Raw genomic sequence first — 22,724 nt, 5'->3', positions numbered from 1 at the left:
AAGCTGGTAGAGGCGGCCCCGTCAATCTCAGATTATCGCTCCAGTCTCAGTATTCGCCGCCGAACACCGGATCGACCGAGCGTGGACGATCATCGATGGATGGGGGTTCAAGTCCCCTCTGCGCCTCTCCTCATGGCGCGGTAGTTCAAAGGTAGAACACGTCGATCTAAGAATGATCCGCGACTCTTAAACGTGCCGGTGTGCGCAATTGGGTGGCACACAGGAGCCCGGGAGCTGGATATGCTCCCGGGCTCCGTCACGTTCGCGCCCGCCGCGCGGTTCCGGTCAGACCGGTACGGACACGAACGTCCGGCCCGACTCGTTCTCGACCAGGATCGCCTTGACGTCCGACGGGTCCACGGCCGCCGAACCGTCCAGCCCCGCGCCCTTGCCCTCGCCGTTCTCCTGGCTGCCCACGACCCAGCTGCCGGCGGTCGTGCGCGTACCGTTCTTGGAGACCACGACCAGCCGGCACCGCTCACCCGACGGAACTCCCGTGACCGCGGCGCGCACCCGTACCCACTTCGTCGCGGGCGTCATCTGTACGGTCATCCGCACGCCCGAGGCCTGATCCGTCCCGGAGAGCGTCTTGGTCCCGGCGGGCGGCGGCGAAGGGTTCGCCGTGGCCGTCGGGGACGGCGGTTCGGGGCGCGCGACCACGTCCGGATCGGCCGTACCCAGCTGGGTGCCGGCCCAGAACACGGCGGCCAGCGAGGCCGCCACCGCCAGTCCCGCGAGGCCCGCGCGCCGTCGCGAGTCACCGGCCCGCTCCCCGCGCATCTGCCGCAGGGTGCGCTGGAGCAGCAGGTCACCGCCCTGCGGCGGTCCGTCGAGGAACGCCTCGTCGGGCACCTCGCCCAGAGCCGCCTCCATCTCGCGCAACGCGGCCACCTCCTCCCGGCACTGCACGCATCCGCTCGTGTGTTCCTCGACCCGGCGGATCTCCTCGGCGTCCAGGACACCGAGCACATAGGGGCCGAGCAGTTCCTCCTCGTGCCTCTGCCGGTTCATGCCACCACCTCACGCAGTCCGGCGGGCTGCTGGGGCGGCCTGCCCGATCGCTTTCCTTCTCTGGAACCGATGTCCCTGAATCCGTCGCTCTTGAAGACGTCGCGCAGCGCCTTGAGGGCGTAGTGCGAGCGAGATTTGACCGTACCCGCCGGGATGCCGAGGCTGTCGGCCGCCTCCGCCACGCTGAGCTGCCGGTAGTACAACTCCTTCAGTACGTCCCGATGTTCCGGCGACAGCTGATCGAGGGCCCCCAGGACCGTCATGCTGTCCACCACGGAGTCGGCGTGGTCCGCCTCCACCGGGGGAGCGGACGAGGCACCGGACACCTCGGGCGGTCGGGCGGCCTTGGCCCGGTAGCGGTCGGTGATGATGTTGCGGGCCACCGTGAGCAGCCAGCCGCGCACCGAGCCCTTTCCGTTGACCAGCACCTCGGAGTGGCGCCAGGCCCGGATCAGCGTCTCCTGTACGACATCCTCGGCGGCGGCCCGATCCCCGGTCAGCCGGGTGGCGTACGCGAGCAGGGCGTGACCGTGCTCCTCGTACACCGACTTGATCAGTGCCTCATCGGTCGAGCCCCGCCGAGTGCGGGGCCACAGTGGTCCGGCCATCTCACCCTCTCCGTCTTCCTCGCATATGTGGTGCGGTCGGAACACGCCACCGGGACGGATTCGGTTCATGTGACCTGCGTCACGCGGGTCGGGTCGCTCAGGTCCGGCAGGCACGGCCCTTGTTGAGGCAGTCGACGACCGCGGCCATCTGCCGGTCGGTCATCGCGTTCACGAACATCGCGTGATCCGTCTTCGGGCTGTGCCGCTGCTCGGGGAAGGAGTCGAGGGCCACGTTCAGCCCCGGGGGGATCTCGTAGGCGAGGGAGACGCGCAGCTCGGGCACCGGGAAGGTGTCCTTCGGGCAGACGCCGTTCGCGGCGGTGAACAGCAGATGCGACCGGTGCGTGGCGCCGACGGTGTCGAGGCCGTTCCAGCAGCTCGGGAAGACGAGGGTGCGGGTGACGCGCTCGCCCACCGGGCAGCGCGGATAGCGGGTGGTGGCCCGGTCGGGGGAGCCCGAACACCCCCAGCGGGCCCGGACGTCGGCCTCGCTGCCCGCCGTGTACGCGACGGCGTCGCCGGTCATCCCGCGCAGGAAGCGCGGCATCGGCACCACTTTGCTCACGGGATTGCCGCGGAACTCCACCCGGACCGAGGCCTCCGGCACGATCTCGCCGACGTTCCCGTGCCCCGCCGAATCCTCGTGCGCGTGCGCGCCCGGGCGGTCGGGGCGACGGAGGACGGGCCAGTAGTACGTGGACCGGTCGCCGCCCGCACAGCTCGTGGCGGCCGCGCCCAACGAGGCCTCCGTCGACAGCGCGTCGGTGGAGAGGTTCCCCACGTAGGCGTGCGTGTGATGGGCGCCGCCCGGCAGGCCGGGCGAGACCACGAGATTGTCCTCGTTGTAGTGCCGCTCCTCGTTGCGGCCGCAATCGACCACCATCGAACCGGCCGATCCCTCGGACCCGGAGACGGGAGCGGCCGCAGGAGCGCGCGGGACCTCGCGGATGTCCACGTAGTCGGACGCCACCGGCCGACCGTCCGCTTCCCCGGCGCGCGGACCGACCGTCCGCCACGCCCCCAGTACCGCTGCGATCAGCACACCGCCCAGGACCAGGCAGAGGGCGAGAGTGAGCAGCGGGCGTTCGTTCTCCATGCCGGTCACCGTTGCCGGTGGCGTCCCCGTCGTCAACCTGGCGTCCGCACGGCGGTCCGCGGGAAGATCGATAGGCTGCCTCCACGACCGAGGGCGAGGGGGCCGAGGGCATGGGTGTCGATCCTGACGGCGAGGACTGGGGTGCCACGCGCTCCTGGGTGGAGAAGGAGTTACCCGAGGCCGAACGCATCGAAGGGGTCGTACGGCTGCGCGGCGGCTGGACCTCACGGATGCGCCGTCTGGACCTGGGTGGCCCCGACGGTCGGCGCCGCTCACTCGTGCTGCGCTCCTTCGTCGAGCCCTTCTATCTCCGGCACGCGGAGGGCCTGCTGACCCGGGAGGCGACGATCATGCGCCTGCTCACGGACACGGACGTGCCGGCGGCCGAGCTGGTGGCCGTGGACGCCACGGCGCGCAACTGCGACCACCCTTCCTTGCTGATGTCCCTGCTACCGGGAACCGTGCGTCTGGACGATCGGCAGGCCGACGAGCGCGCCGATCTGCTGGCCCGCCAGCTGGTGCGCATCCACCAGCTGCCGGTGGCGGCGCAGCGGCGGCCGCGCACCTACCAGGCCTGGACCTCCCCCGAGCGGGTGCGGCCGCCCGCGGACACGGAGCGGCCCGAGCTCTGGCGGCGGGCGGTCGACGTCATCCGCCGCGATCCCCCGGACCATCAGGGCCGCTTCCTGCACCGGGACTTCCATCCCGGGAACGTCCTCTTCACGGGCACGGGCGGGGATCTTCGGATCAGTGGTGTCGTCGACTGGGTGGAGACCTCCTGGGGTCCCGCCGACCTGGACGTGGCGCACTGCTCGACGGCCCTCACCCTGCTGCACGGTGTTCCGGCCGGGATGCGCTTCGCCGACCGCTACACCGCTGCGGGAGGAACCCTGACCGAGGACCGCACCGCACATCTGTACTGGCGACTGCTGGACGCCCTGGGCTTCGCGCCGGAGGCGGAGAAGGTCGCCGTGCCCTGGCGCGAGCTGGGCCGCGTCGACCTGACGGCCGGTGTCCTGAGCCGGAGGCTGGAGGACTACGTCCAAGCCCTCTTCGAGAGGTACGCCTGAATCGCCGATGTCCCGGCCACCCGCCGGCGCCGTTCGCCGGAGACGGCCGGGACACGGCCGGCGCTCAGTCGAGGGCCTCGGCCCGCAGGATCCGGTCGACGACGGCCGTGGCCTGCTCCGGGTTCTCCTCCAGCCAGGCGCCGAGGTGCTCCCGGACGGCCTCGCCGACGCAGCCGCGCACCGGGGCGTTGCCCAGTTCTCGGCGTGTGGCGCCGACGAACTCGGGGCGGTCCAGCTTGACCGACACGACCGCCGTGAGGCCTTCGGTGATCCGGTCGGCGTCGAGGTCGGGTCCTTCCGCCGACAGCATCCGTCGCCCGCGCGCGTACGCGTCGAGTGCGGCCGCCACCCCCTCGCGCAGGCCCACCTCATGCGTGCCGCCGTAGGGCGTGGCCCCGCTGTTGGCGAAGCCGCGGATCCGCTCCTCGGAGGAGCCGCACCACCGCAGGGCCACCTCCATCGTCCCGGCCATCCGCGGGTCCTCCCGCTCGAAGCCGATGACGTCCGTGTGCACCGGGGTCCCTGCCCGTGCCGGGAGCGAGAGGACGAAGTCCCGTACCCCGCCCAGAAAGCGGAACCTCGCCACCTGGGGGCCGCCCGGAGGGCGCTCGTCGGTCAGTGAGATGTCCAGACCCCGGTTGAGGAAGGCCAGCTCCCTGAAGTACTCCGCCAGGACGGCGAACGAGCACTGCGCCTCCCCGAAGACGGTGACGTCGGGCTGGAAGGTGAGGGTGGTGCCGCTGCCGGTCGCCGGACCCGCGACGGTGGGCGGGGCGACGGCGACGCCGCGCACGTACTCCTGGACCCAGCGGACCCCCTCACGCCGCACCTCGGCCGTCAAGCGGCTCGACAGGGCGTTGGCGACGGCAGGACCCAGGCCGGACAGCGTCATGGCCACGGCGTGGCGGTCGTCGGGCCGCCCGCCGAAAGAGGACTCGGTCAGCAGGGCTTCGAGGCCCGGGCCCTCGGTGTTCCCGGCGGCCGTGAAGGCGACGCCCGGCCCGTCGTCGGTCACCCGTACGCCGCCGTCCGCCAGGAAGGTCACGCCTACGGAGCCGGCGCGGCCGCTCAGTACCTCGTGCACCGCCCGGTCGGCGACCTCGAAGAGCAGCTGGTGCACGCCGCGTTCGCCGGTCGAGCCGATGTACATCCCGGGCCGCATCCGAACCGCTTCGGGCCATTCCAGCACCTTGATGTGGCTGGCATCGTACTCGCGTGCTTCGTTCCCCACGAGATCCCCCTCGGTGGTGTCCGGCAGATGTCCCCAGCCTAGGTGAATCCCAGGAAAAGGCCAGGTCAGAGGCGGTTTGTCGAGTGTGTGGGCGGCCGGCTGACGGGCTGTCGGACGCCGGTTCGCGCAGGGGGAGCGCACCGCGACCGAATCGCGGCCGCGGGCCCGCCGAGGGCGCGTACGGGCCCGTTCTCGGCGGCTCCCAGGTGCCGGATTCCGCGGTGTGCCCCGGCCCGGTGTGAGGCACCGCGTCAGCGCGGCCCGCTGCCGCTCGGGCAGGGGAGCGCCCTCACCATGCCGTCATCGTCACCCGTCGGCACGGGCCCGGACGGGCTGCGTACGATTCGCTGATGATCACTTCCGTCACGCTCCGGGCCACGGCCACACCGACCGCTCCCGCGCTCGCCCTCCGGCCCTGGTGCGTGGACGACATCGGCGCGTTGGTCGGGGCCGCCCCGGATCCCGGACTGCGGTCCGAGGAGGGCGCGCTGAGGTGGGTGCGGGCCCAGGAGCGGGGCTGGACGGACGGGGTCCGGTTCGCCTTCGCCGTCCTGGAAGCGGGCCCGGGCGCGTCCTCGCCGACGCGGCTGGTGGGCAACGTCGTCCTCAAGGAGGTCGCGCCCGGCAAGGCCGCCGCCGAGGTCGGCTACTGGACGGCGGCCTGGGCTCGGGGCCGGGGTGTGGCGCCCCGAGCTCTGGAAGCCCTCACCACCTGGTCCCTGGACGTCTTCCGGGCCGACGGCCTCGAACGCCTCGAACTGCTCCACCAGGTGGACAACCCCGCGTCCTGCCGCGTCGCGGCCAAGTGCGGCTACCCGTACGACAGGACCCTGGCCGCTCAGCCCCCCGCCTTCCCGCTCGACGGCCACCTGCACGTACGCCGCGCGGCCGTCTGACCGGTCACCGGCGGGGCCGAGGTTGTCCGTGGGGACGCTTGTCCGGCCGTGCGGCGACCGCGCACAGTGGGGCGTATGACATCAGAGCTGACACCCGCCGAGCTCCTGCACGCTTTCGCCCGCACCCGCGCCTCGCTCGACGGCGCCGAGGTCACCTACTGGTGGACCGGGGACGTCCACTCCTGGTCCCCGGGCGAGCCCTACCGGCGCCTCTTCGGCTTCGAAGGGCTCAACGTCGCGCGCCTCGTGGCGGACGAGGAGCTCGGCGGCTACCAGCTCCTGTCCAGGGAGGCCGCGTTCTACCTCGACCCCGTGACCCGGGAGATCCTGGAGACCTGGCAGGACAAGCCCGTGGTCCACGTCTGGAACGATCCGGCCAACCAGAAGTGGCGCCCGTTCCCGGTGCCCATGACGGCACTGGGCGACCAGGTCTGCTTCAGCCTGGAGATCCCGCTGGCCTACCCCTCACCCCTGCCCGTCGAGGAGTACCCGGCGCAGTCCGCCGACGACACCTACCGCGCCCTGGAGCTGTTCCAGTTCTTCGCGCCCGCGGCCACCCTGACCACCGACGCGGTGAGCGTCCCCGCCACGATGTCCTGGACCCGGATGTCCCCGTGGCTGCCCTGGATGGAACAGGGACAGCGCCCCGGCGGCCTCACCTTCCACTGCCGCGGTCGCAAGCTGGACTCGTACACGCAGGTTCCGGAGCGCACCCGCGCCTACATCGCCGAAAAGCAGCCTGAATTCGCCCATGCGCCGGAGAAGTGGAGCGAGCCGAACGAGACCAGCTGGACGTACTTCCGCAAGCTGTTCCCGCCGCGGTAGACCCGGCCCCCGCCGCGGTCCCCGGTACCGCGCGGCGCCTACCCGGTCACCGAACATGCCTGGTCAGAGCCCTGCCGAAGGGACCCTGGGGGGAGCCGCAGGGGGTGGACAAGGGTTTTCCCCGTATCGAGTTCATCCCCGTGTTGCCTACTGTCTGCCCACCGGCGATCTTCTCCTGGCCCTGCGGCACACACGCCAACCCCACATGGCGTGAAGGCGGCATCGGCCAGGGGAAGAGCCGGGACCGCCGTTGCCCGGCCCCGCCGTTGCGGCTCGGGCGACGTGGCGCGCGGCGGAGGCCGGGGCGAGCTCGACCAACTCGCTCCCGGTCCCGCGGCCGCCGGAACCTCCCACACTGCACTGACCGGTCGCTCCGGCATGCCCGGAAGTGGCCCTCGAAGGGGAACACGTGCACGCTTCCAGACGTAGGCTCATATCTGTGGTGGCCATGTCCGTCACCCTGCTCGCCGGCTCCGCGACCGCCTCCGTGGCCCTGGCCGCCGAGACCCCCGCCGCGGCCCCCGCCGCCACGGTCGCCCCCACCGCGCCGGTCGAGAACCTCATCGTCGGATACAAGTCCTCGGCCACCGAGGCCAGCTCGAACACCGCGGCGGCGGACGACGCCACCGCCAAGGGCAAGAAGGCCGGCAAGAAGGCGAAGTTCGACCGCCGCCTCGGCACCGGCGCCGCTCTCGTCAACCTGGGTGGTGCGACCGCCCCGGCCGACGCGGCGAACGTGATGGCCCAGTTCCGCGCGGACCCGGACGTCGCCTACGTCGAGCCGGACACCCGCGCCTACGCCATGGCCGTCACCCCGAACGACACCGAGTACGCCAAGCAGTGGGACCTCTTCGAGTCCACCGCCGGCATGAACGTCCCCGCTGCCTGGGACAAGACCACGGGCGCCGGCGTCACCGTCGCCGTGATCGACACCGGCTACGTCGCCCACTCGGACGTCGCGCCGAACATCGTCGCCGGCTACGACTTCATCTCGACCTCCTCCGAGGCCCGCGACGGCAACGGCCGCGACAGCAACCCCGCCGACGAGGGCGACTGGAACGCCACCGACGGCGAGTGCGGCGTCGGCTCCAAGGCCAGCACCTCCTCCTGGCACGGCACCCACGTCGCGGGCACCATCGCCGCGGCCACCAACAACTCCAAGGGTGTCGCCGGCATCGCCTACGGCGCGAAGATCCAGCCCGTCCGCGTCCTCGGCAAGTGCGGCGGTGCCACCTCGGACATCGTCGACGCGATCACCTGGGCCTCCGGCGGTTCGGTCGCGGGCGTTCCGGCCAACGCCACCCCCGCCAAGGTCATCAACATGAGCCTCGGCGGCTCGGGCACCTGCGGCACCAGCTACCAGAACGCCATCAACGCCGCCGTCGCCCGCGGTACGACCGTCGTCGTCGCCGCCGGCAACAGCAACGCCAACGCGTCCGGCTTCTCGCCCGCCAGCTGCAACAACGTGATCAACGTGGCGTCGACGAACCGCGCCGGCGAGCGCTCGTACTACTCCAACTTCGGCACGATCATCGACATCGCCGCCCCGGGTGGTGAGACCCGCCGCGCCACCGACACGCCCGGCACCGTCACCACCCCCGAGAACGCGATCCTCTCCACCCTGAACGCCGGCACCACCACCCCCGGTGCCGAGTCCTACAAGCCCTACCAGGGCACCAGCATGGCCGCTCCGCACGTCGCGGGTCTCGCCGCCCTGCTGAAGTCGGCCAAGTCCTCGCTGACCCCGGCCCAGATCGAAGCGGCGATCAAGGCCAACGCCCGCCCGCTGCCCGGCACCTGCACCGGCGGCTGCGGCGCCGGCCTCGCCGACGCGGCGGCCACCGTCGCCGCCGTGACCACGACGACCCCGCCCACCGGCGGCTTCGAGAACACCACGGACGTCGCCATCGGCGACAACACCACCGTGGAGAGCTCGATCACCGTCAGCGGTGTCACCGGCAACGCCCCGGCCACCCTCAAGGTCGGCGTGAACATCGTGCACAGCTACATCGGTGACCTCAAGGTCGACCTCGTCGCCCCCGACGGCACCGTCTACACCGTGCACAACCGCTCCGGCGGCAGCACCGACAACATCAACCAGGTCTACACCGTGAACGCCTCCTCCGAGGTCGCGAACGGCACCTGGAAGCTGCGCGTCAACGACAACGCCGGCGGCGACACCGGCAAGATCGACTCCTGGAACCTGACCTTCTGATCACGAGCCAACTCGGCCTGACGACCAGATAGTACGGACCAAAGCGAGCCCGCGGACCTGCTGATACACCTCGTATCGGCAGGTCCGACGGGTTTTCCCGGGACGTGACTGATTTCTGCGTCACAATCCGTGGTCGCCCGCCACTCGACCTCGTATTGTCGCCTCTCACAGGAAGGGCACAGGAGCTGGGGATCGAGAGGCTGGTGGCTGTGCGTGGTGGCGGCGACGGGGCACGCTGACACAAGTGTCGGACAGGGAGAACTGGTCAAGGCGGTCGACCGCGCGTTGACCGCGCACGGCCGGGCTCTGCTGATCGGGCCCGCCGGCGCGGGCAAGACCGAGGTCGTGCGCGCCGTCGCGGCCGCGGCCGAATCGCGCAGCGAGACCGTGCTGTGTCTCGCCCCCGAGGCCGCCGACCAATGGATACCCGAGGCGTCCGCCGCCGCCCTCCTCGCCTCCGTACCCGGCGGCGCCCTGGAACAGCTCTCCGGCCCCCAGCGCACCGCCATAGCCCTCCTTCGCCGCGAAGCCGACGCGCCCCGGGCCGGCCGCGACCACATCGCGCTGCGCCTCGCCGTGGTCGAGGTGCTGCGGGCGCTCGCCGACCGCCACCCCGTCCTCCTCGTCCTCGACAACGCCCAGTGGCTCGACGCCGAGAGCACCGACCTGCTCCGCTTCGCCCTGCGCCTCACCCCGCCCGGCGTACGGGTCCTGGTCGCCGAATGCGTCCAGGGCGGGGTCCCCGTGGGCGAGCCCCTCTGCGGCCCCGGCGTCCCCGCCATCCGCGTCCCTGCGCTCGGGGCCGACGAGGTCGCCGAACTCCTCGTCCGCCACGGCCTCCCGGCCCGCCTCGCCGGCCGCATCCACCAGGCCAGCGGCGGTAACCCGCGCCTCGCCCTCGCCCTCGGCCACTCCCTCGCCGAAGCCGCCGAGGCCCGCGACTGCAGCGCCCACCACGCCGACGCCCTGCCCGTCTCCGGACAGGCCCGCGAGGTGGCCCGCCGGCTCCTGGCCGGGGCCCCCGCCCAGGCCCGCCGCACCCTGCTGCTCGCCGCCCTCGCCGCCCGCCCCACCATCTCCCTGCTGCGCCGGGCGGGCCGCCCCGACGCCGAGGCCGAGCTGGCCGAGGCGGAACGCGCCGCGCTGGTCAGGGTGGGGGAGGACGGCTCCGTGGAGTTCACCGCCGGCGCCCTGCCCACCGCCCTCGCCGCCGACGCGGGCTGGCCCGAACGCGCCGCCGGGCACGCGGCCCTGGCCGCCGCCGTCGACGACCCCGTCCAGGCCGTACGGCACCGCGCGCTGGCCGTGGACACCCCCGACCAGTGGCTGGCCGAGGAGATCACCGAGGCCGCCGCGGCCTGCCGCCGCCGGGGCCAGCGCGCCCTCGCCGCCGAGCTGGGCCTGCTCGCGGCCGAACGTACGCCGTCCTGGCTGGCCGGCGAGGAACTGGCCCGCCTGGTCGCGGCCGCCGAGGACGCCGGCTGGTCCGGCCGAGCCGACCTCGCCCGCCGCGCCACCGGTGCCGTCCTGGCCCGCGACGCCTCACCCGCCGACCGGGTACGGGCCCGGCTCGCCGTGATCGACGCCGCCGGGCAGGCTCTCGGCGCCCTCGACGAAACCATCGCGTACGCCATGGACGAGGCCGCGGGCGACCCCTCGCTGCAGGCCGCCGTCCAATTGCGGATCGCCTGGAAGCACAACCTCAGCGACGGCGACCCGGTCCGCTCCCGCGACGCCGCGGCCCGCGCCGGGGCGCTCGCCGCACTCGGCGGCGACCAGGTCGCCGAGGCCATGGCCCTGACCGTACGGGCCCGGATGGGCCGCATCCTCGGCGACCCCGGAGCCGAGGCGATCCTGGCCGAGGCCCTCGCACTGCCCGCCCCCGAGGTGCCGCTCGGCATGCGCAACGCGCCCCAGTACCTCGCCGTCCGGCACGCCCTCTTCGACGACGGCCTCGACGACGCCCGCCGCCAGCTCATGGTCCTGCTGCCCGCCGTCCAGCGCACCGGCTCCGCCGAGGACGTCTTCGAGGTGCTGCGCAGCCTCACCGAGGTGGAACTGCGCGGCGGCCGGTGCGAGGCCGCCTCCGCCCACGCCCGCCGGGCCCTGGATCTCACGATAGACGCGGGCCTCTCGCCCGGCCCCGCCTGGTACGTCGCCGCGATGGCGGAGGCCATGGGCGGCAGCTTCGCCCGGGCCGCGGGTTACGCCCGGCGCGGCATCCAGGCCTCCCAGGAGGAGCAGGACCAGGTCTTCCTCTCCCGCAGCCTGCACGCGCTCGGCCTGGTCGAACTCGCCACGGGGGAGGCGGCGAAGGCCGTCGCCACCCTGCGCCGGGTCGCCGAGCTGGAGGCCGCCCAGCAGGTGGTGGACCCCTCGATCCTGCGCTGGCACGGGGAGCTCGCCGAGGCCCTGATCGCCGCCGACGCCCCCGAGGAGGCGGCCCGACTGCTGGCCTCCGTCCGCACGGTCGCCGTCGGCCTCGGCCGCACCGGGGTCGTCGCGGCCCTCGACCGGGCCCGCGGGCTGTGCCTGTCCGCGCAGGGCGACGCCGACGCGGCCGTGCACCTGCTGGAGGCCACCGCCCAGCGCTTCGACCTCCTGCGCCTGCCGCTGGAACGGGGCCGTACGCTGCTCGCCCTCGCCCGGGTGGAGCGCCGACGGCGCCGGCGGGCGCCGGCCCGCGCGGCTCTGCGGGCCGCGGCCGAGGTGTTCGACCGAGCCGGGGCCGCCCCCTGGACGGAGCTCGCCAGGGAACCGGCCCCCGGCGACGGCGCCGGTGCGCGGGTACCGGCGGCCGCGACCCTGACCGACGCCGAGAGTCGGCTCGCGCTGCTGGTCAGCCAGGGCGCCAGCAACCAGGAGGCCGCGGCGAAACTGTTCCTCAGCGTCAAGACGGTGGAGGCCCGCCTGACCCGGATCTACCAGAAGCTCGACGTCCGCTCACGGGCCCAACTGGCCACCGCGCTGCGCGCGCGGTGACCACCGCGCCGGCTAGCAGCCGAGGTTGTTCCCGGGGGTCACCCCGAGCAGCTGCGTGAAGCTCTGGTACTTCGAGATGCGGCTCTGGACCTGGGCGGGGTTGCCGCCGTTGCACTCCAGGGAACCGTTGATCGAGCGGATGGTCTCCCCGAAGCCCGCTCCGTTCACCATGGCGGCGTGGGCGGTCATCGTGCCCGGGCCGTTCTGGGTGTTCCAGTACCAGAGCGCCGTCTTCATGGCGACGGCCGGATCCTGCTCCACGAGGTACGGGTTGGCGAGCAGGTTGATGCCGAGGGCGTCACCGGCCGCCTTGTAGTTGAAGTTCCAACTGAGCTGGATGGGCCCGCGCCCGTAGTAGGCGGCCTGTCCGGCGGGACAGCCGTACGGCTGGCTCGCGTCGCAGTAGTGGGGGTAGTTGGCGGTGTTCTGCTCCACGATGTGCACGAGCCCGCCCGTCTCGTGGGAGACGTTCGCGAGGAAGGCCGCGGCCTCGCGCCGCTTGGTGGTGTCGTCGCCGGTCTTGGCGAACCCGGGGTAGGCGGACAACGCCGCTACCAGGCCGTTGTAGGTGTAGAAGGGGTTCCGGTTCGGGAACATCTGGTTGAACTGGGCCTCGGAGACCACGAATCCGCTGGGGTTGCCCGGGTCCGGGTCCGTGCCCCCGCCGCCGCAGGTGCCCTGGTCCGCCCAGACGCCCCACTGGCCGGTGGTGCCGGGCGTCTCGCCCTGGGTCCACCACTTCGCCTGCCAGTTGTGGCCGCCGTACGAGGCGCTCATGCCGTTGGTGTAGACGGCGGAGGAGGCCCAGGCGCCGGCGCAGGGGGCCGCTGCGACGGCGGTGGAGGAGGGGAGGGTGAGGGCGAGGCCGGCCGTGACGGCCGCGGCGGCGGTGAGTGCGAGGGCGCGGAGGCGAAGCGCACGTATCACGTAACTGCTCCTTCAGTGGGGGGACTTGCCGTGGGGGAACGGTGCCCACTGAAGCGAAAATGGTCTGAACCTGTCAAGGTCTAGACCAAATGAAACGCGCCGGTGTCACGCGTGACGCGTGACACCGGCGCGAAATCGAGCCGATCAGCTGCCCTGGGAGAGGTTTCCGGAGAGGACCGGGATGTTGCTGGCGATGTGCGAGACGGCCTCGTCACCCTTGGCCTGGGTGGAGTTCTCGGCGCACTGCTGGTTCTGCGGGTTGGCGAGCACGTTGACGTCCTGGACGCCGACGTTGGCGATGAGCGCCAGGACGGACTGGGCGTTGACCTTGGCCGGCAGGCCGACGCAGAGCTTGTTGAGCGAGCCCTGGATGGCGCCGAGCTGCGGGCTCATCTTGCCTGACGTCTCCTGGTTGCCGTAGATCTGGGCCGCGTTGTTGCCGTTCACGGTGTTGACGCCGTTGTCGTTGCCGATCGCCATCGCCGGGGAGGCGACTGCGGCACCCGCGCCGAGCACGGCGGCGGTGGCGGCTGCGGTGGCCATGAACTTCTTGAACATGTGGAGATCCTTCTGTCGCACTGTCGCATGTGATGGCTGCCCTCGGCGGGACGTGCTGATCAACTGTCGGCAGTGCTCGGGGTTATCCCCACTCACCCGTGTGGCCCAATCCCGGATCGAGCCACCCCCGGCCGTGACGGCGGGGGCCGGCTCCCCGGGTCCGAGGGTCAGCCGCTCTTGCGGCGGACCTTCTTGTTCTTGCCGCTGGCGGCGCTGCTGGAGCCCTGGACCTTGGCCCGGTTCTGGTGGGCCTGCTGGGACTGGGCGTTCGCGGCGTTGCGGTCCAGGGCCTCCCGGAACCGGCGCTTGGCCGCTTCGGCCGGGGACTCGTCCTGAGGGGTGTCGGTTTCGTCAGCCATCTGTCCTCCTGGGGTGATCAAGCGGCTTCAGTCTGTCAGGTGGTCCACCTGCTGACCAGCGAGTTCCCCTATGCTCCAAGCGCTGCTTGGAGAGGTCATAAGTTTTGATTATGGGGTCATAAAGGGATACCGGGTGCTGAGTTAGGTTTACCTTCGTTTAGGGTTCCCTTTGATCCACCTTGCCGTCGCTCGAAGGGAACCTCTGTCATGCCTCGCCCTCTGCGGGTAGCAATCGTCGGTGCCGGCCCCGCCGGTATCTACGCCGCCGACGCGCTGCTGAAGTCCGAGGCAGCCGTCGAGCCCGGCGTGTCCATCGACCTCTTCGAGCGGATGCCCGCGCCCTTCGGCCTGATCCGGTACGGCGTCGCCCCCGACCACCCCCGGATCAAGGGCATCATCACCGCCCTTCACCAGGTGCTCGACAAGCCGCAGGTCCGCCTCTTCGGCAACGTCGACTACCCGAACGACATCAGCCTCGACGAGCTGCAGTCCTTCTACGACGCCGTGATCTTCTCCACCGGCGCCACGGCCGACCGCGCGCTCACCATCCCGGGCGTCGACCTCGACGGCTCCTACGGCGCCGCCGACTTCGTCTCCTGGTACGACGGCCACCCGGACGTCCCGCGCACCTGGCCGCTGGAGGCCGAGAAGGTCGCCGTGCTCGGCGTCGGCAACGTCGCCCTCGACGTCGCCCGCATCCTCGCGAAGACGGCCGACGAGCTGCTGCCGACCGAGATCCCGGCCAACGTCTACGACGGCCTCAAGGCGAACAAGGCCCTGGAGGTGCACGTCTTCGGACGCCGCGGTCCGGCGCAGGCCAAGTTCAGCCCGATGGAGCTGCGCGAGCTGGACCACTCGCCCAACATCGAGGTCATCGTCAACCCCGAGGACATCGACTACGACGAGGGCTCCATAGCCACCCGTCGCGCGAACAAGCAGGCCGACATGGTCGCCAAGACCCTGGAGAACTGGGCGATCCGCGACATCGGCGAGCGCCCGCACAAGCTGTTCCTGCACTTCTTCGAGTCGCCCGCCGAGATCCTCGGCGAGGACGGCAAGGTCGTCGGACTGCGCACCGAGCGAACCGAGCTCGACGGCACGGGCAACGTCAAGGGCACCGGCAACTTCACCGACTGGGACATCCAGTCCGTCTACCGGGCCGTGGGCTACCTCTCCGACGAGCTGCCCAAGCTCCCCTGGGACGTCGAGTCGGGCACCGTCCCGGACGAGGGCGGCCGCGTGATCGACGCCGGTGGCCACCTGCGGTCGACGTACGTCACCGGATGGATCCGTCGCGGTCCGGTCGGCCTGATCGGCCACACCAAGGGCGACGCGAACGAGACCGTCGCGAACCTGCTCGCCGACCACGCCGAAGGCCGCCTGAGCGAGCCGACCGCCCCGGCGCCGGAGGCCGTGGAGGCCTTCCTCGCCGAGCGCGGCGTCCGGTACACGACGTGGGAGGGCTGGCACCGGCTGGACGCGGCGGAGAAGGCCCTCGGTGAGCCCCAGGGCCGCGAGCGGGTGAAGATCGTCGAGCGCGAGGGCATGCTCGAGGCGAGCGGAGCGTAAGAGATGGAGGGCCGGGACCCGTAGAGGGTCCCGGCCTCCGTGCGTCCGGGCGCGCCGCCCGCGGGCGCCGCGGGGCCGCGGTTTCCTCAGAGGCCCTGGTCCCGCTCCAGCACGCCCCGTACGAAGGCCGCCTGCCCGGCGTGCTGAAGGTCGTCCCCGAGCACGCTGACCAGGCGTACCCCGAGGGTGACCGGCGGGTCCCAGCGTTCGTCGACCACCCGGTCCAGATCGGCGGCGGCCAGTCCACGGACGTACCGCGCGGTCCGCTCGTGCACCGCGTCGAAATAGCCCAGGAGCAGCTCGCCCGAGTCGACCCGTACGGTGTAGACGTCCCGCGGCGAGTGACCGTACCCGGTCGACCCGGCGGGCAGCGGCAGGGCGAAGCGGTCCGCCCAGCCTTCGGTGTCCCACACCTGCTCGGTGCCGGCCGCGTCCGCGATGTGGTCGTCCTGGACCCGGGTCAGATGCCAGACGAGCCAGGTGACCGAGTTCGCCGCCGGGTCCACGCGAGCGTTGAGCAGCTCGGGCGGGACCCCTTCCACGACCTCGTGCACGATCTCCCGGATGCGTCCGAAACCGTCGGCGATGACGTCCGTAGCCTTCATGGCTCCACCATGCAAGGCCCGGGGGCCCGACCGCCGCGAGCGACACGCGGAGGTCGGGCCGCCGGGCCGGCGGGTCGGGCGACGGGGCGGTCGGTCAGCGGGTGGCGTCGACCTTCTCGACCTTTTCGACCTTCTCGGCCGTGTCCGCCTGCTCGGTCACCGTGGCGGCCGCCACGGGCTGTCCGGCGGCCGCGGCCACGGTGCCGTGCCCGCTCCGCAGGCCGATCCAGCCGATCACCGCGACCAGCGCGAAGGCCACCGCGCCGATTCCGAAGGTGAGGGTGAATCCGGACTCGGCCGGCAGCGGGGGAACCCCCGCCGGCAGGTGCTCGATGGTCTTGGAGGCCAGGATCGTGGTGACGACGGCGCTGCCGATCGCGCTGCCCGTGGAACGGGAGATCGAGTTGATGCCGTTGGCGATGCCGCTCTGGTGGTGCGGGACGCTGGACATGATCACGGCGGGCATGGCCGCGTAGCCGAAGCTGACGGCCGCGCCGACGACGAGCCCGGCGCCGATCACCGAGAAGCTGTGCTGGTGGTCCAGGCCGAGCCAGGCGAAGCCGGCCGCGCCGAGCGCCGCGGCCAGGGCCAGGGCCGTACGCGGACCGCGGTGGCGCACGATCTGGCCGCCCACGGGCGAGGCGAGCAGCGAGACGATGGCGCCGGGCAGCAGGAACTGTACGGAGGCGCGCAGGATGGAGGCGTCGAAGCCGTAGCCGGTGAGGGCCTCGGGCATCTGGACGAGGTACGAGACGCCGAGGAAGTTCGCGAACATGCCGAAGCCGACGAGGACGCCGGCCAGGTTGGCCATCAGCACCGGGCGGTGGACGAACATCCTCATGTCGACGAGCGGCTCACGCACCTTGCGCTCGACGAGCACCCAGACGGCGGCCATCACGGCGGCGCCGGCGAAGCTGCCCAGCGTACGGGCGGAGTCCCAGCCCCACTCGTGGCCCTGGGAGATCGGCAGCAGGAGCAGGAGCAGCGCGATGCCGAGGGTCAGCGCGCCGAGGAAGTCGGTGCGGCCGCCGGTCTTGTGGCGGGTCGCCGGGACCAGGAACACCACCGCGAGCAGGGCGAGCAGCGCGAAGCCGGTCGCCATCCAGAAGGCGTTGCGGTAGTCCGCGCCGGAACCGGAGGTGAGCAGCCCGGTCGCGACGAGCGCGAGCCCGCTGCCGAACGCGAGCGTGCCGCTGACCAGGGCCATCGCGCCCGGAAGCTTCTGCGGGCGGACTTCCTCGCGCAGGACCGACAGGGCCAGCGGGAAGATCGCGGTGGCGGCACCCTGGAGCACCCGGCCCAGGATCAGCAGCGGCAGCGAGGACGCCAGGGCGGCGATGACGGAGCCGACGACCATGACGCCGAGCACGGCGACCAGGGTGGGCTTCTTGCCGTGCTGGTCGCCGAACCGGCCGAGCAGCGGGGTGAAGACGGCGGCCGACAGCAGGGTCGCGGTGGTCACCCAGCTCACGTTGGCCGTGGTCGTGCCGAGGTCTTCGCGGATGAGGCCGAGGATCGGGACCGGCAGGGTCTGCATCATCGACACGACCATGGCGGCCAGGCTCAGGGCGAAGACGATGACCGTCTCGTTCCGGTGCCCGGCGGCCGGGGTGGCGGGGGAGTGGGTGCTCATGGCTGGGGTGAACCTTCTTCGTGTTTCGGAGCTGAAGAGCTTCGGAACGCAGATGTTTGACCTTCTCAAGTAACTCGACCGACGGTAGACGTCGATAGTTAAGGTGGTCAAGTAAACAATTGATAATGTGAAGCATCCTGAGTACGCTCCAGGTATGAGCGACACCGCCACGCAGACCCCCACCAAGCTCCAGCTGCTGGAGCTGCTCGCCGCGATCGGCACCGCCCAATGGCGCGAGTTCGCGGCAGCCGCGGCCCAGCACGGCCTGACCTCCACGCAGGCCAGGGTCCTCGCCCAGCTCGACGGCCCCGTGCCCATGCGCGGCCTCGCCACCCTGCTGGTGTGCGACGCCTCCAACGTGACCGGCATCGTCGACCGCCTGGAGGCCCGCGAGCTGGTGCGCCGGGAGGCGAACCCGACCGACCGCCGCGTGAAGAACGTCGTCGCGACGGACGCGGGCCGCGAGGTCATCCGCCGCGTACGCGAGGAGATGCAGGCCATGCACGGCGCCCTGGACACCCTCGACGAGGCCGAGAGCGCGACGCTCTACGCCCTGCTGGGCCGCCTGCGCCCCTCGATGGAAAAGGCCTGATCGCCGTGGGGGCGGCGAGCGGCGCCGGGATCCGGATCCTTCGGGCGGCCGACCGGACCGCTACCGTCTGGAAGAACGGCGGGGGAGTCACCCGGGAGATCGCGGCCTGGCCCGAGGGCGCCGGCATGGACGACTTCGGCTGGCGCGTGAGCCTGGCCGAGGTCGGGGCCGACGGCCCCTTCTCGGCCTTCCCCGGTGTCGCACGCACCCTGACCCTCGCCGAGGGCGCGGGGATGGACCTCACGGTGGCGGGCGTACGCCGGCTCGTGGACGAACGGTTCGCACCGCAGGACTTCCCGGGAGACGAGCCGACCGACTGCCTGCTCCTCGCCGGCCCCGTCGTGAACTTCAACGTGATGTACCGCAGGGGTGCGGTGGAGGCGCGGACCGCCGTCGTACGGGGCGCGCTCGCCCTTACGGTCCCGCCGGGCGGCACCCTGCTGGTGGCCGCCCTGGAGGGACCGGCGGTACTCGAACGGCCCGGTGACCGCGCGGACCTGCTCCCGTACGACGCGGCCCTGCTGACGGGCCCGCTCGACTGCCGGATCCGTACGACCGGCCGCGCGGCCGTGGTGAGCTTCGACGCCGTCTAGCGGGTGCCCAGTTTGATCCATTTCGCGGTGCTGGGCACGCCCTTGGCGTCGAGCAGGAAGAGCATGTAGTACCCGGGCGGGGCGTCGGCCGCGGTCGGGGGCGTGCGGAGCCCGATCGTGGCGCCCTGGACGCCGGTGATCCGCAGGTCCAGGTGGCGCTGGCTGGTGTTCACCGAGTGGGTGACGGTCGTCGGCGCCAGCAGCACGGCGCGCGTGACGTCCTTCGCCGTCGAGCTCGTGACCTGGAAGACCGTGTCGTGGGCGAGGTCGCCCCGGGGCGCCCGGTCGAGCGCCGGTCGGGCGCCCCGGTGCAGGTAGGCGGGCTCGTACAGCTCGATGCTGCCGTCCATCCCGTCCTTGATGTCGGGATCGTTGGCGATCTGCTGGAGCTCGTCGCCGGTGACCATCATCCGGCCGTCCGGCAGGACCAGGGCGTTGGAGTGGTAGCCGCGGGGCAGCCGCTGGGCCGGACCGAGCTTCCAATGGCCGCGGGCGTCGCGCAGTTCGATCTGCCGGTACTTCGGATCGGCCTTCGGGTTGAAGGGCCCGTTGCCGTAGTTCCGGGTGTCCAGGGCACCGTTCACCGTGATCAGGGTTCCGTCGGGCAGGATCAGGGTCCCGTCCTGGGTGCGGCCGAAGGCCCGTGGTTCCTCGATGCTCCAGCGGCCGCCGGAGAGCCGGTACGTGAGCGGGTCGCGCGGGTCGCCGCCGAGCACCAGGACGGAGTCCGGGCCCCGGAGACCGGCCGGGAGCGGCACGGCCGAACCGTAGCCCCGGAAGTCGGCCGGCCGTCGGGGGAGATTCGTGCGGGTGTCCTTGACCGGGTCGAACAGCCACTGCTGGTCGGCGTCGCGGCCGAGTCCGTAGATCTTCCCGTCCCGCAGCGAGAAGAGGTGCGGATAGTCGTTCCGGAAGGGGGCCTCGGACCGGAGCCGTCCCGCGGGGACGTTCGCCGGGATGTCGTACGAACGCCAGGGCACGGGCCGCCCGAGCGCGGGGAAGCGCTCCACCACCGGAGTGGGGGTGCCCGTACCGCGCTCGGACTGGCCGGACATGATGATCTGCCGACCGTCCGGCCCGGTCACCACCGAGGGATACCAACGGCCCACCGCCATGTCGCGGTTGCGGAACCACTTCTCGGTCCACGGGTCGAACACGAAGGACAGCTTGGCGCCGCTGCCGCCCTTGCCGCCGACGTTGCCGCCGAACACCCCCACCATGCCGTTGGGGAGGTAGGAATGACCGGCGCAGAAGAACGGCGCCGGGCGCGGGGCGTAGGCGCCGTCGGGCATCAACACCACCGGTGGCGGTACGTTCTCGAAGGCTTTGGCCCCGGTGCCGCGGGCGGGGTCCCAGAGGTAGGCGCGGCCCGCGTTGGTCCGGCCGACCGTGTTGGTGGGCCCGGTCTCCTTGGTGGGATCGGTCTCCACCCGCTCGAAGGAGAAGAGCAACACCTTGCCCGTCGGCAGCTGGGCCATGTGGACGCCGAAGTCGGGGGAGGGGAAGAACTCGGTGAACCGGCCGAACCGGGCCGCGTCGAACGCCGCGTTGCCCTTGCGCTGGGACTCGCGCAGCGCGGCCAGGCTCGACGTGCGCTTCGCCTGCGGATAGCCCTGATGGCCCTGGGCGGCCTCGCGCAGCCGCGCGTGCGCGCGGGCGTGGTCCTCGCCGAGCACCCCGGCCTCGTCGTCGGTGTGATGGGCCGTGGCGAAGGCCGTAGCCGGTCCGGCCACGGCGAGGGTCAGGGCGCCGGCGAGCGCCAGTGCCGTCAGGGCGGCGGAGCGCGGCCGTGATGCGCGGGACGGCCGTGGTGCGCGGGACATGGAACTCCTCACCGCAGGAGGGCCCCCGTGGCCCCGGAGCCTCGGTGGCCGGCGCCCCGGTCGGCTCCAGAACCCGCTGATTGCCTGAAGGACCTCGCCGATGTTAGGAAAAATGCCGAGAAGTGACCGGTGCGACTCGATGCTTCGGGCCACCTGGGGCCATTCAGTGGAGTGATTTAGGTCGATTTATCGTTTCTGCGGTGATGGGCTACGGCCATCGAGGTGAGACCGCGTGCCCGTCGCCCGACCGGGACGGCCGTGGACCGCTATCCATGACGGTGTGATCAAGTCCCTCCGCACCGGATTCACCGCCGCCGCCGTGACCGCGGCCCTCGTCGCGCTCACCCCCGCCGCCGGGGCCTCGTCCTCGGCGCCCGCGGCCCCCACCGACCAGGTGACCGTGGACGTCGCCTCCGTGAACGGATCGGGCTGCCGTCCAGGCAGTGCCGCCGTCGCCGTGTCGCCGGACAACTCGGCCTTCACCGTCACCTACAGCGAGTACCTGGCCCAGGCCGGCGGCGGTGTCTCCGCCGTCGAGGGCCGCAAGAACTGCCTCCTCTCCCTCGACGTCCACGTCCCCCAGGGCTACACCTACGCCGTGGCCAAGGTGGACTACCGCGGCTTCGGCAGCCTCGCGCCGGGCGCGGTCGGCACGCAGAAGGCCAGCTACTACTTCCAGGGCATGAGCCAGACCGCGTACCGCACCCACAAGTTCACCGGCGAACTCGTCGACAACTGGCAGGCGACCGACACCACGGGCATCGAGGCCCTGGTCTTCGCGCCCTGCGGCGAGCAGCGCAACTTCAACATCAACACCGAGCTGCGCGCGGAGGTCGGTACCTCGGACCCGTCGCACACCAGCTTCATGGCGCTCGACTCGACCGACGGCAGCATCAACAGCGTGTACCACTTCTCCTGGAAGCAGTGCCCGGTTCGACGCTGATCCGGGAACGCCCGCTCCACGTGCGTGCGTGGGGGCCCGCCGTCGGTGGGCCCCCACGTCGTGTCCGGCGCCGGATCAGGCCGACGCCCGCCGCACCAGGGCCGTGGCCGTGATCACCGGATCGGGTACGGTCCGCCCGCGCGGACCGCCGTGCGGGTCGCCGTTCAGACGGCCCATCAACAGTCGTGCCATCAGGCGGCCCATGCCCTCTATGTCCTGACGTACGGTCGTCAGCGGCGGATCGGCGCTCTCCGCCACCGGTTCGGCGTCGTCGAAACCGACCAGCGCCACGTCCCCGGGCACCGTGCGACCGCTCTCCCGCAGGACGCGCAGCGCGCCGGTCGCCATCAGGTCGTTCCCCGCGAAGACGGCGTCGATCCCGGCGTCCCGGTCCAGTAGCTCCGCCATCGCGCGGGCCCCGCCCGCCGGGGTGAAGTCCCCCTCGGCGAACAGCTCGGGGCCGGCCGCCGCCAGCGCGTCCCGGTAGCCGCTCAGGCGGTCGGCCGCCGAGGTCTGGTCGAGCGGGCCGGCGATGTGCGCGATCCGCCGCCGCCCCTGCGCCAGCAGGTAGCGCACCGCCTCCCGCGCGCCACCGCGGTTGTCGGCGTCCACGTAGGCCACGCCCTCGTCCTCGCCCACCCCGGTCCCGGTGGTCCAGCCGGGCCGGCCCCCGAAGACCGTGGGCATGCCGATCCGGCGGGTGATGGCGGGCAGCGGGTCGTCCGTGTGCAGGGAGAAGGCGAGGGCGCCGTCGACGTGGCCGCCCGCCAGGTACCGCTCGATCCGGTCGTAGTCGCCGCGGTCCTCGACCAGCAGCAGGACGAGCTGGGTGTCGTGCGCGGTCAACTCCTTGGCGATGCCGCGGACCTGGCGCGAGAAGAACGGGTCCGAGAAGATCCGGATCTCCGGCTCGGCGATGATCACCGCTACGGCCCCGGTGCGCCGGGTGACGAGGGTACGGGCCGCGTGGTTGGGGACGTACCCCAGCTCGCGGATCGCCGTACGCACCCGGTCCACCAGATGCGCGCGGACCCCGTCGCCGCCGTTGACCACGCGGGACGCGGTGGCCCGGGACACCCCGGCGTGCTCGGCGACGGCCTCCAGGGTGGGGCGGCTGCCGGGACGCGGCTCGGTCACGGATGCTCCTCCAGGGTGTCCACGGACGGTGGCCTCGACGGGCAGCAGGGT

20 protein-coding genes are annotated in these 22,724 nt (G+C 72.1%); 9 read left to right on the top strand and 11 right to left on the bottom strand.

Features of this window, described 5'->3' with window-relative positions; translation table 11 throughout:
• Positions 1-285 precede the first annotated feature (285 nt).
• The 3 genes from ACGFYY_RS26705 to ACGFYY_RS26695 all read right to left on the bottom strand — a co-directional run bounded on the left by ACGFYY_RS26705 (position 286) and on the right by ACGFYY_RS26695 (position 2,715).
• Positions 286-1,011, bottom strand: coding sequence for an anti-sigma factor family protein (locus ACGFYY_RS26705; protein WP_393713065.1), 726 nt, complete (start codon positions 1,009-1,011; stop codon positions 286-288).
• A complete protein-coding gene (locus ACGFYY_RS26700) occupies positions 1,008-1,619 on the bottom strand; it encodes a sigma-70 family RNA polymerase sigma factor (RefSeq protein WP_030725819.1) in 612 nt (203 codons plus the stop codon). The genes ACGFYY_RS26705 and ACGFYY_RS26700 overlap by 4 nt, the downstream gene beginning before the upstream one ends.
• A gap of 97 nt (positions 1,620-1,716) precedes the next feature.
• Complete coding sequence (locus ACGFYY_RS26695; protein ID WP_393713062.1) at positions 1,717-2,715, bottom strand: DUF1996 domain-containing protein; 999 nt, start codon at positions 2,713-2,715, stop codon at positions 1,717-1,719.
• Positions 2,716-2,825: 110 nt separating this feature from the next.
• Here ACGFYY_RS26695 and ACGFYY_RS26690 point away from each other — a divergent pair, with 110 nt between their 5' ends.
• Positions 2,826-3,785, top strand: coding sequence for a phosphotransferase family protein (locus tag ACGFYY_RS26690; protein ID WP_393713060.1), 960 nt, complete (start codon positions 2,826-2,828; stop codon positions 3,783-3,785).
• Between the two features lie 64 nt (positions 3,786-3,849).
• Here ACGFYY_RS26690 and ACGFYY_RS26685 read toward each other — a convergent pair whose 3' ends face one another.
• On the bottom strand, positions 3,850-5,016 hold the full coding sequence (locus ACGFYY_RS26685) for a DNA gyrase subunit B (RefSeq protein WP_393713058.1): 1,167 nt from the start codon (positions 5,014-5,016) through the stop codon (positions 3,850-3,852).
• 350 nt (positions 5,017-5,366) lie between these two features.
• Between ACGFYY_RS26685 and ACGFYY_RS26680 the strand changes: the two genes are divergently transcribed.
• From ACGFYY_RS26680 to ACGFYY_RS26665, 4 genes are all read left to right on the top strand, one after another.
• On the top strand, positions 5,367-5,912 hold the full coding sequence (locus tag ACGFYY_RS26680; protein WP_393713056.1) for a GNAT family N-acetyltransferase: 546 nt from the start codon (positions 5,367-5,369) through the stop codon (positions 5,910-5,912).
• 75 nt (positions 5,913-5,987) lie between these two features.
• Entirely contained in the window at positions 5,988-6,737 is a 750-nt protein-coding gene (locus ACGFYY_RS26675; protein ID WP_365277411.1) for a DUF1838 family protein, read from the top strand.
• A 448-nt stretch (positions 6,738-7,185) separates the two neighbouring features.
• Positions 7,186-8,952 (top strand): S8 family serine peptidase, encoded by a 1,767-nt coding sequence (locus tag ACGFYY_RS26670; RefSeq protein ID WP_365277456.1) that lies wholly within the window; start codon positions 7,186-7,188, stop codon positions 8,950-8,952.
• 213 nt (positions 8,953-9,165) lie between these two features.
• Positions 9,166-11,934 carry an AAA family ATPase gene (locus ACGFYY_RS26665; protein WP_393713054.1) on the top strand — a complete coding sequence of 923 codons (2,769 nt, stop codon included), beginning with the start codon at positions 9,166-9,168 and terminating at the stop codon, positions 11,932-11,934.
• A 12-nt stretch (positions 11,935-11,946) separates the two neighbouring features.
• On the opposite strand, the gene ACGFYY_RS26660 is transcribed toward ACGFYY_RS26665, so the two are convergent.
• The 3 genes from ACGFYY_RS26660 to ACGFYY_RS26650 all read right to left on the bottom strand — a co-directional run bounded on the left by ACGFYY_RS26660 (position 11,947) and on the right by ACGFYY_RS26650 (position 13,778).
• Positions 11,947-12,861, bottom strand: coding sequence for a glycoside hydrolase family 19 protein (locus tag ACGFYY_RS26660; RefSeq protein ID WP_365279116.1), 915 nt, complete (start codon positions 12,859-12,861; stop codon positions 11,947-11,949).
• Between the two features lie 144 nt (positions 12,862-13,005).
• The gene (locus ACGFYY_RS26655; protein WP_393713052.1) at positions 13,006-13,419 is read right to left on the bottom strand and encodes a rodlin; all 414 of its coding nucleotides are present in this window, start codon (positions 13,417-13,419) and stop codon (positions 13,006-13,008) included.
• A gap of 167 nt (positions 13,420-13,586) precedes the next feature.
• A complete protein-coding gene (locus ACGFYY_RS26650; RefSeq protein ID WP_365279122.1) occupies positions 13,587-13,778 on the bottom strand; it encodes a DUF5302 domain-containing protein in 192 nt (63 codons plus the stop codon).
• Positions 13,779-13,985: 207 nt separating this feature from the next.
• Here ACGFYY_RS26650 and ACGFYY_RS26645 point away from each other — a divergent pair, with 207 nt between their 5' ends.
• On the top strand, positions 13,986-15,347 hold the full coding sequence (locus ACGFYY_RS26645) for an FAD-dependent oxidoreductase (RefSeq protein WP_393713049.1): 1,362 nt from the start codon (positions 13,986-13,988) through the stop codon (positions 15,345-15,347).
• 86 nt (positions 15,348-15,433) lie between these two features.
• Here ACGFYY_RS26645 and ACGFYY_RS26640 read toward each other — a convergent pair whose 3' ends face one another.
• Together ACGFYY_RS26640 and ACGFYY_RS26635 are read right to left on the bottom strand one after the other, a co-directional pair.
• Positions 15,434-15,952 (bottom strand): DUF664 domain-containing protein, encoded by a 519-nt coding sequence (locus ACGFYY_RS26640; RefSeq protein ID WP_393713047.1) that lies wholly within the window; start codon positions 15,950-15,952, stop codon positions 15,434-15,436.
• Between the two features lie 94 nt (positions 15,953-16,046).
• On the bottom strand, positions 16,047-17,585 hold the full coding sequence (locus ACGFYY_RS26635; protein WP_393713044.1) for an MFS transporter: 1,539 nt from the start codon (positions 17,583-17,585) through the stop codon (positions 16,047-16,049).
• 154 nt (positions 17,586-17,739) lie between these two features.
• Between ACGFYY_RS26635 and ACGFYY_RS26630 the strand changes: the two genes are divergently transcribed.
• Both ACGFYY_RS26630 and ACGFYY_RS26625 read left to right on the top strand, forming a co-directional pair.
• Positions 17,740-18,177, top strand: a complete 438-nt coding sequence (locus ACGFYY_RS26630; RefSeq protein WP_393713042.1) for a MarR family winged helix-turn-helix transcriptional regulator — start codon at positions 17,740-17,742, stop codon at positions 18,175-18,177.
• Between the two features lie 5 nt (positions 18,178-18,182).
• Positions 18,183-18,770: a HutD family protein gene (locus ACGFYY_RS26625; protein ID WP_365279137.1), complete on the top strand. Its 588-nt coding sequence runs from the start codon at positions 18,183-18,185 to the stop codon at positions 18,768-18,770.
• Here the strand turns inward: ACGFYY_RS26625 and ACGFYY_RS26620 are convergent.
• Positions 18,767-20,593, bottom strand: a complete 1,827-nt coding sequence (locus tag ACGFYY_RS26620) for a galactose oxidase-like domain-containing protein (RefSeq protein ID WP_393713039.1) — start codon at positions 20,591-20,593, stop codon at positions 18,767-18,769. The two genes, ACGFYY_RS26625 and ACGFYY_RS26620, sit on opposite strands and share 4 nt — an antisense overlap.
• Before the next feature lie 280 nt (positions 20,594-20,873).
• On the opposite strand from ACGFYY_RS26620, the gene ACGFYY_RS26615 reads away from it, so the two are divergent.
• Entirely contained in the window at positions 20,874-21,536 is a 663-nt protein-coding gene (locus ACGFYY_RS26615) for a DUF4360 domain-containing protein (protein WP_365279143.1), read from the top strand.
• Between the two features lie 75 nt (positions 21,537-21,611).
• Here the strand turns inward: ACGFYY_RS26615 and ACGFYY_RS26610 are convergent, their stop codons facing one another.
• Positions 21,612-22,673: a LacI family DNA-binding transcriptional regulator gene (locus tag ACGFYY_RS26610; RefSeq protein WP_365279146.1), complete on the bottom strand. Its 1,062-nt coding sequence runs from the start codon at positions 22,671-22,673 to the stop codon at positions 21,612-21,614.
• Positions 22,674-22,724: the final 51 nt, after the last annotated feature.

Source organism: Streptomyces sp. NPDC048331, assembly GCF_043201215.1.
Lineage (GTDB): Bacteria > Actinomycetota > Actinomycetes > Streptomycetales > Streptomycetaceae > Streptomyces.
Note: the sequence above shows the minus strand (reverse complement) of the source record. Positions and strands in the feature narration are given on the sequence as shown.

Bases quoted from the DNA above. Each gene is read 5' to 3' on its own strand.
- ACGFYY_RS26705 (WP_393713065.1), bottom strand. From the start codon at position 1,011: ATGAACCGGCAGAGGCACGAGGAGGAACTGCTCGGCCCCTATGTGCTC.
- ACGFYY_RS26700 (WP_030725819.1), bottom strand. From the start codon at position 1,619: ATGGCCGGACCACTGTGGCCCCGCACTCGGCGGGGCTCGACCGATGAG.
- ACGFYY_RS26695 (WP_393713062.1), bottom strand. From the start codon at position 2,715: ATGGAGAACGAACGCCCGCTGCTCACTCTCGCCCTCTGCCTGGTCCTG.
- ACGFYY_RS26690 (WP_393713060.1), top strand. From the start codon at position 2,826: ATGGGTGTCGATCCTGACGGCGAGGACTGGGGTGCCACGCGCTCCTGG.
- ACGFYY_RS26680 (WP_393713056.1), top strand. From the start codon at position 5,367: ATGATCACTTCCGTCACGCTCCGGGCCACGGCCACACCGACCGCTCCC.
- ACGFYY_RS26675 (WP_365277411.1), top strand. From the start codon at position 5,988: ATGACATCAGAGCTGACACCCGCCGAGCTCCTGCACGCTTTCGCCCGC.
- ACGFYY_RS26670 (WP_365277456.1), top strand. From the start codon at position 7,186: ATGTCCGTCACCCTGCTCGCCGGCTCCGCGACCGCCTCCGTGGCCCTG.
- ACGFYY_RS26655 (WP_393713052.1), bottom strand. From the start codon at position 13,419: ATGTTCAAGAAGTTCATGGCCACCGCAGCCGCCACCGCCGCCGTGCTC.
- ACGFYY_RS26650 (WP_365279122.1), bottom strand. From the start codon at position 13,778: ATGGCTGACGAAACCGACACCCCTCAGGACGAGTCCCCGGCCGAAGCG.
- ACGFYY_RS26645 (WP_393713049.1), top strand. From the start codon at position 13,986: ATGCCTCGCCCTCTGCGGGTAGCAATCGTCGGTGCCGGCCCCGCCGGT.
- ACGFYY_RS26640 (WP_393713047.1), bottom strand. From the start codon at position 15,952: ATGAAGGCTACGGACGTCATCGCCGACGGTTTCGGACGCATCCGGGAG.
- ACGFYY_RS26635 (WP_393713044.1), bottom strand. From the start codon at position 17,585: ATGAGCACCCACTCCCCCGCCACCCCGGCCGCCGGGCACCGGAACGAG.
- ACGFYY_RS26630 (WP_393713042.1), top strand. From the start codon at position 17,740: ATGAGCGACACCGCCACGCAGACCCCCACCAAGCTCCAGCTGCTGGAG.
- ACGFYY_RS26620 (WP_393713039.1), bottom strand. From the start codon at position 20,593: ATGTCCCGCGCACCACGGCCGTCCCGCGCATCACGGCCGCGCTCCGCC.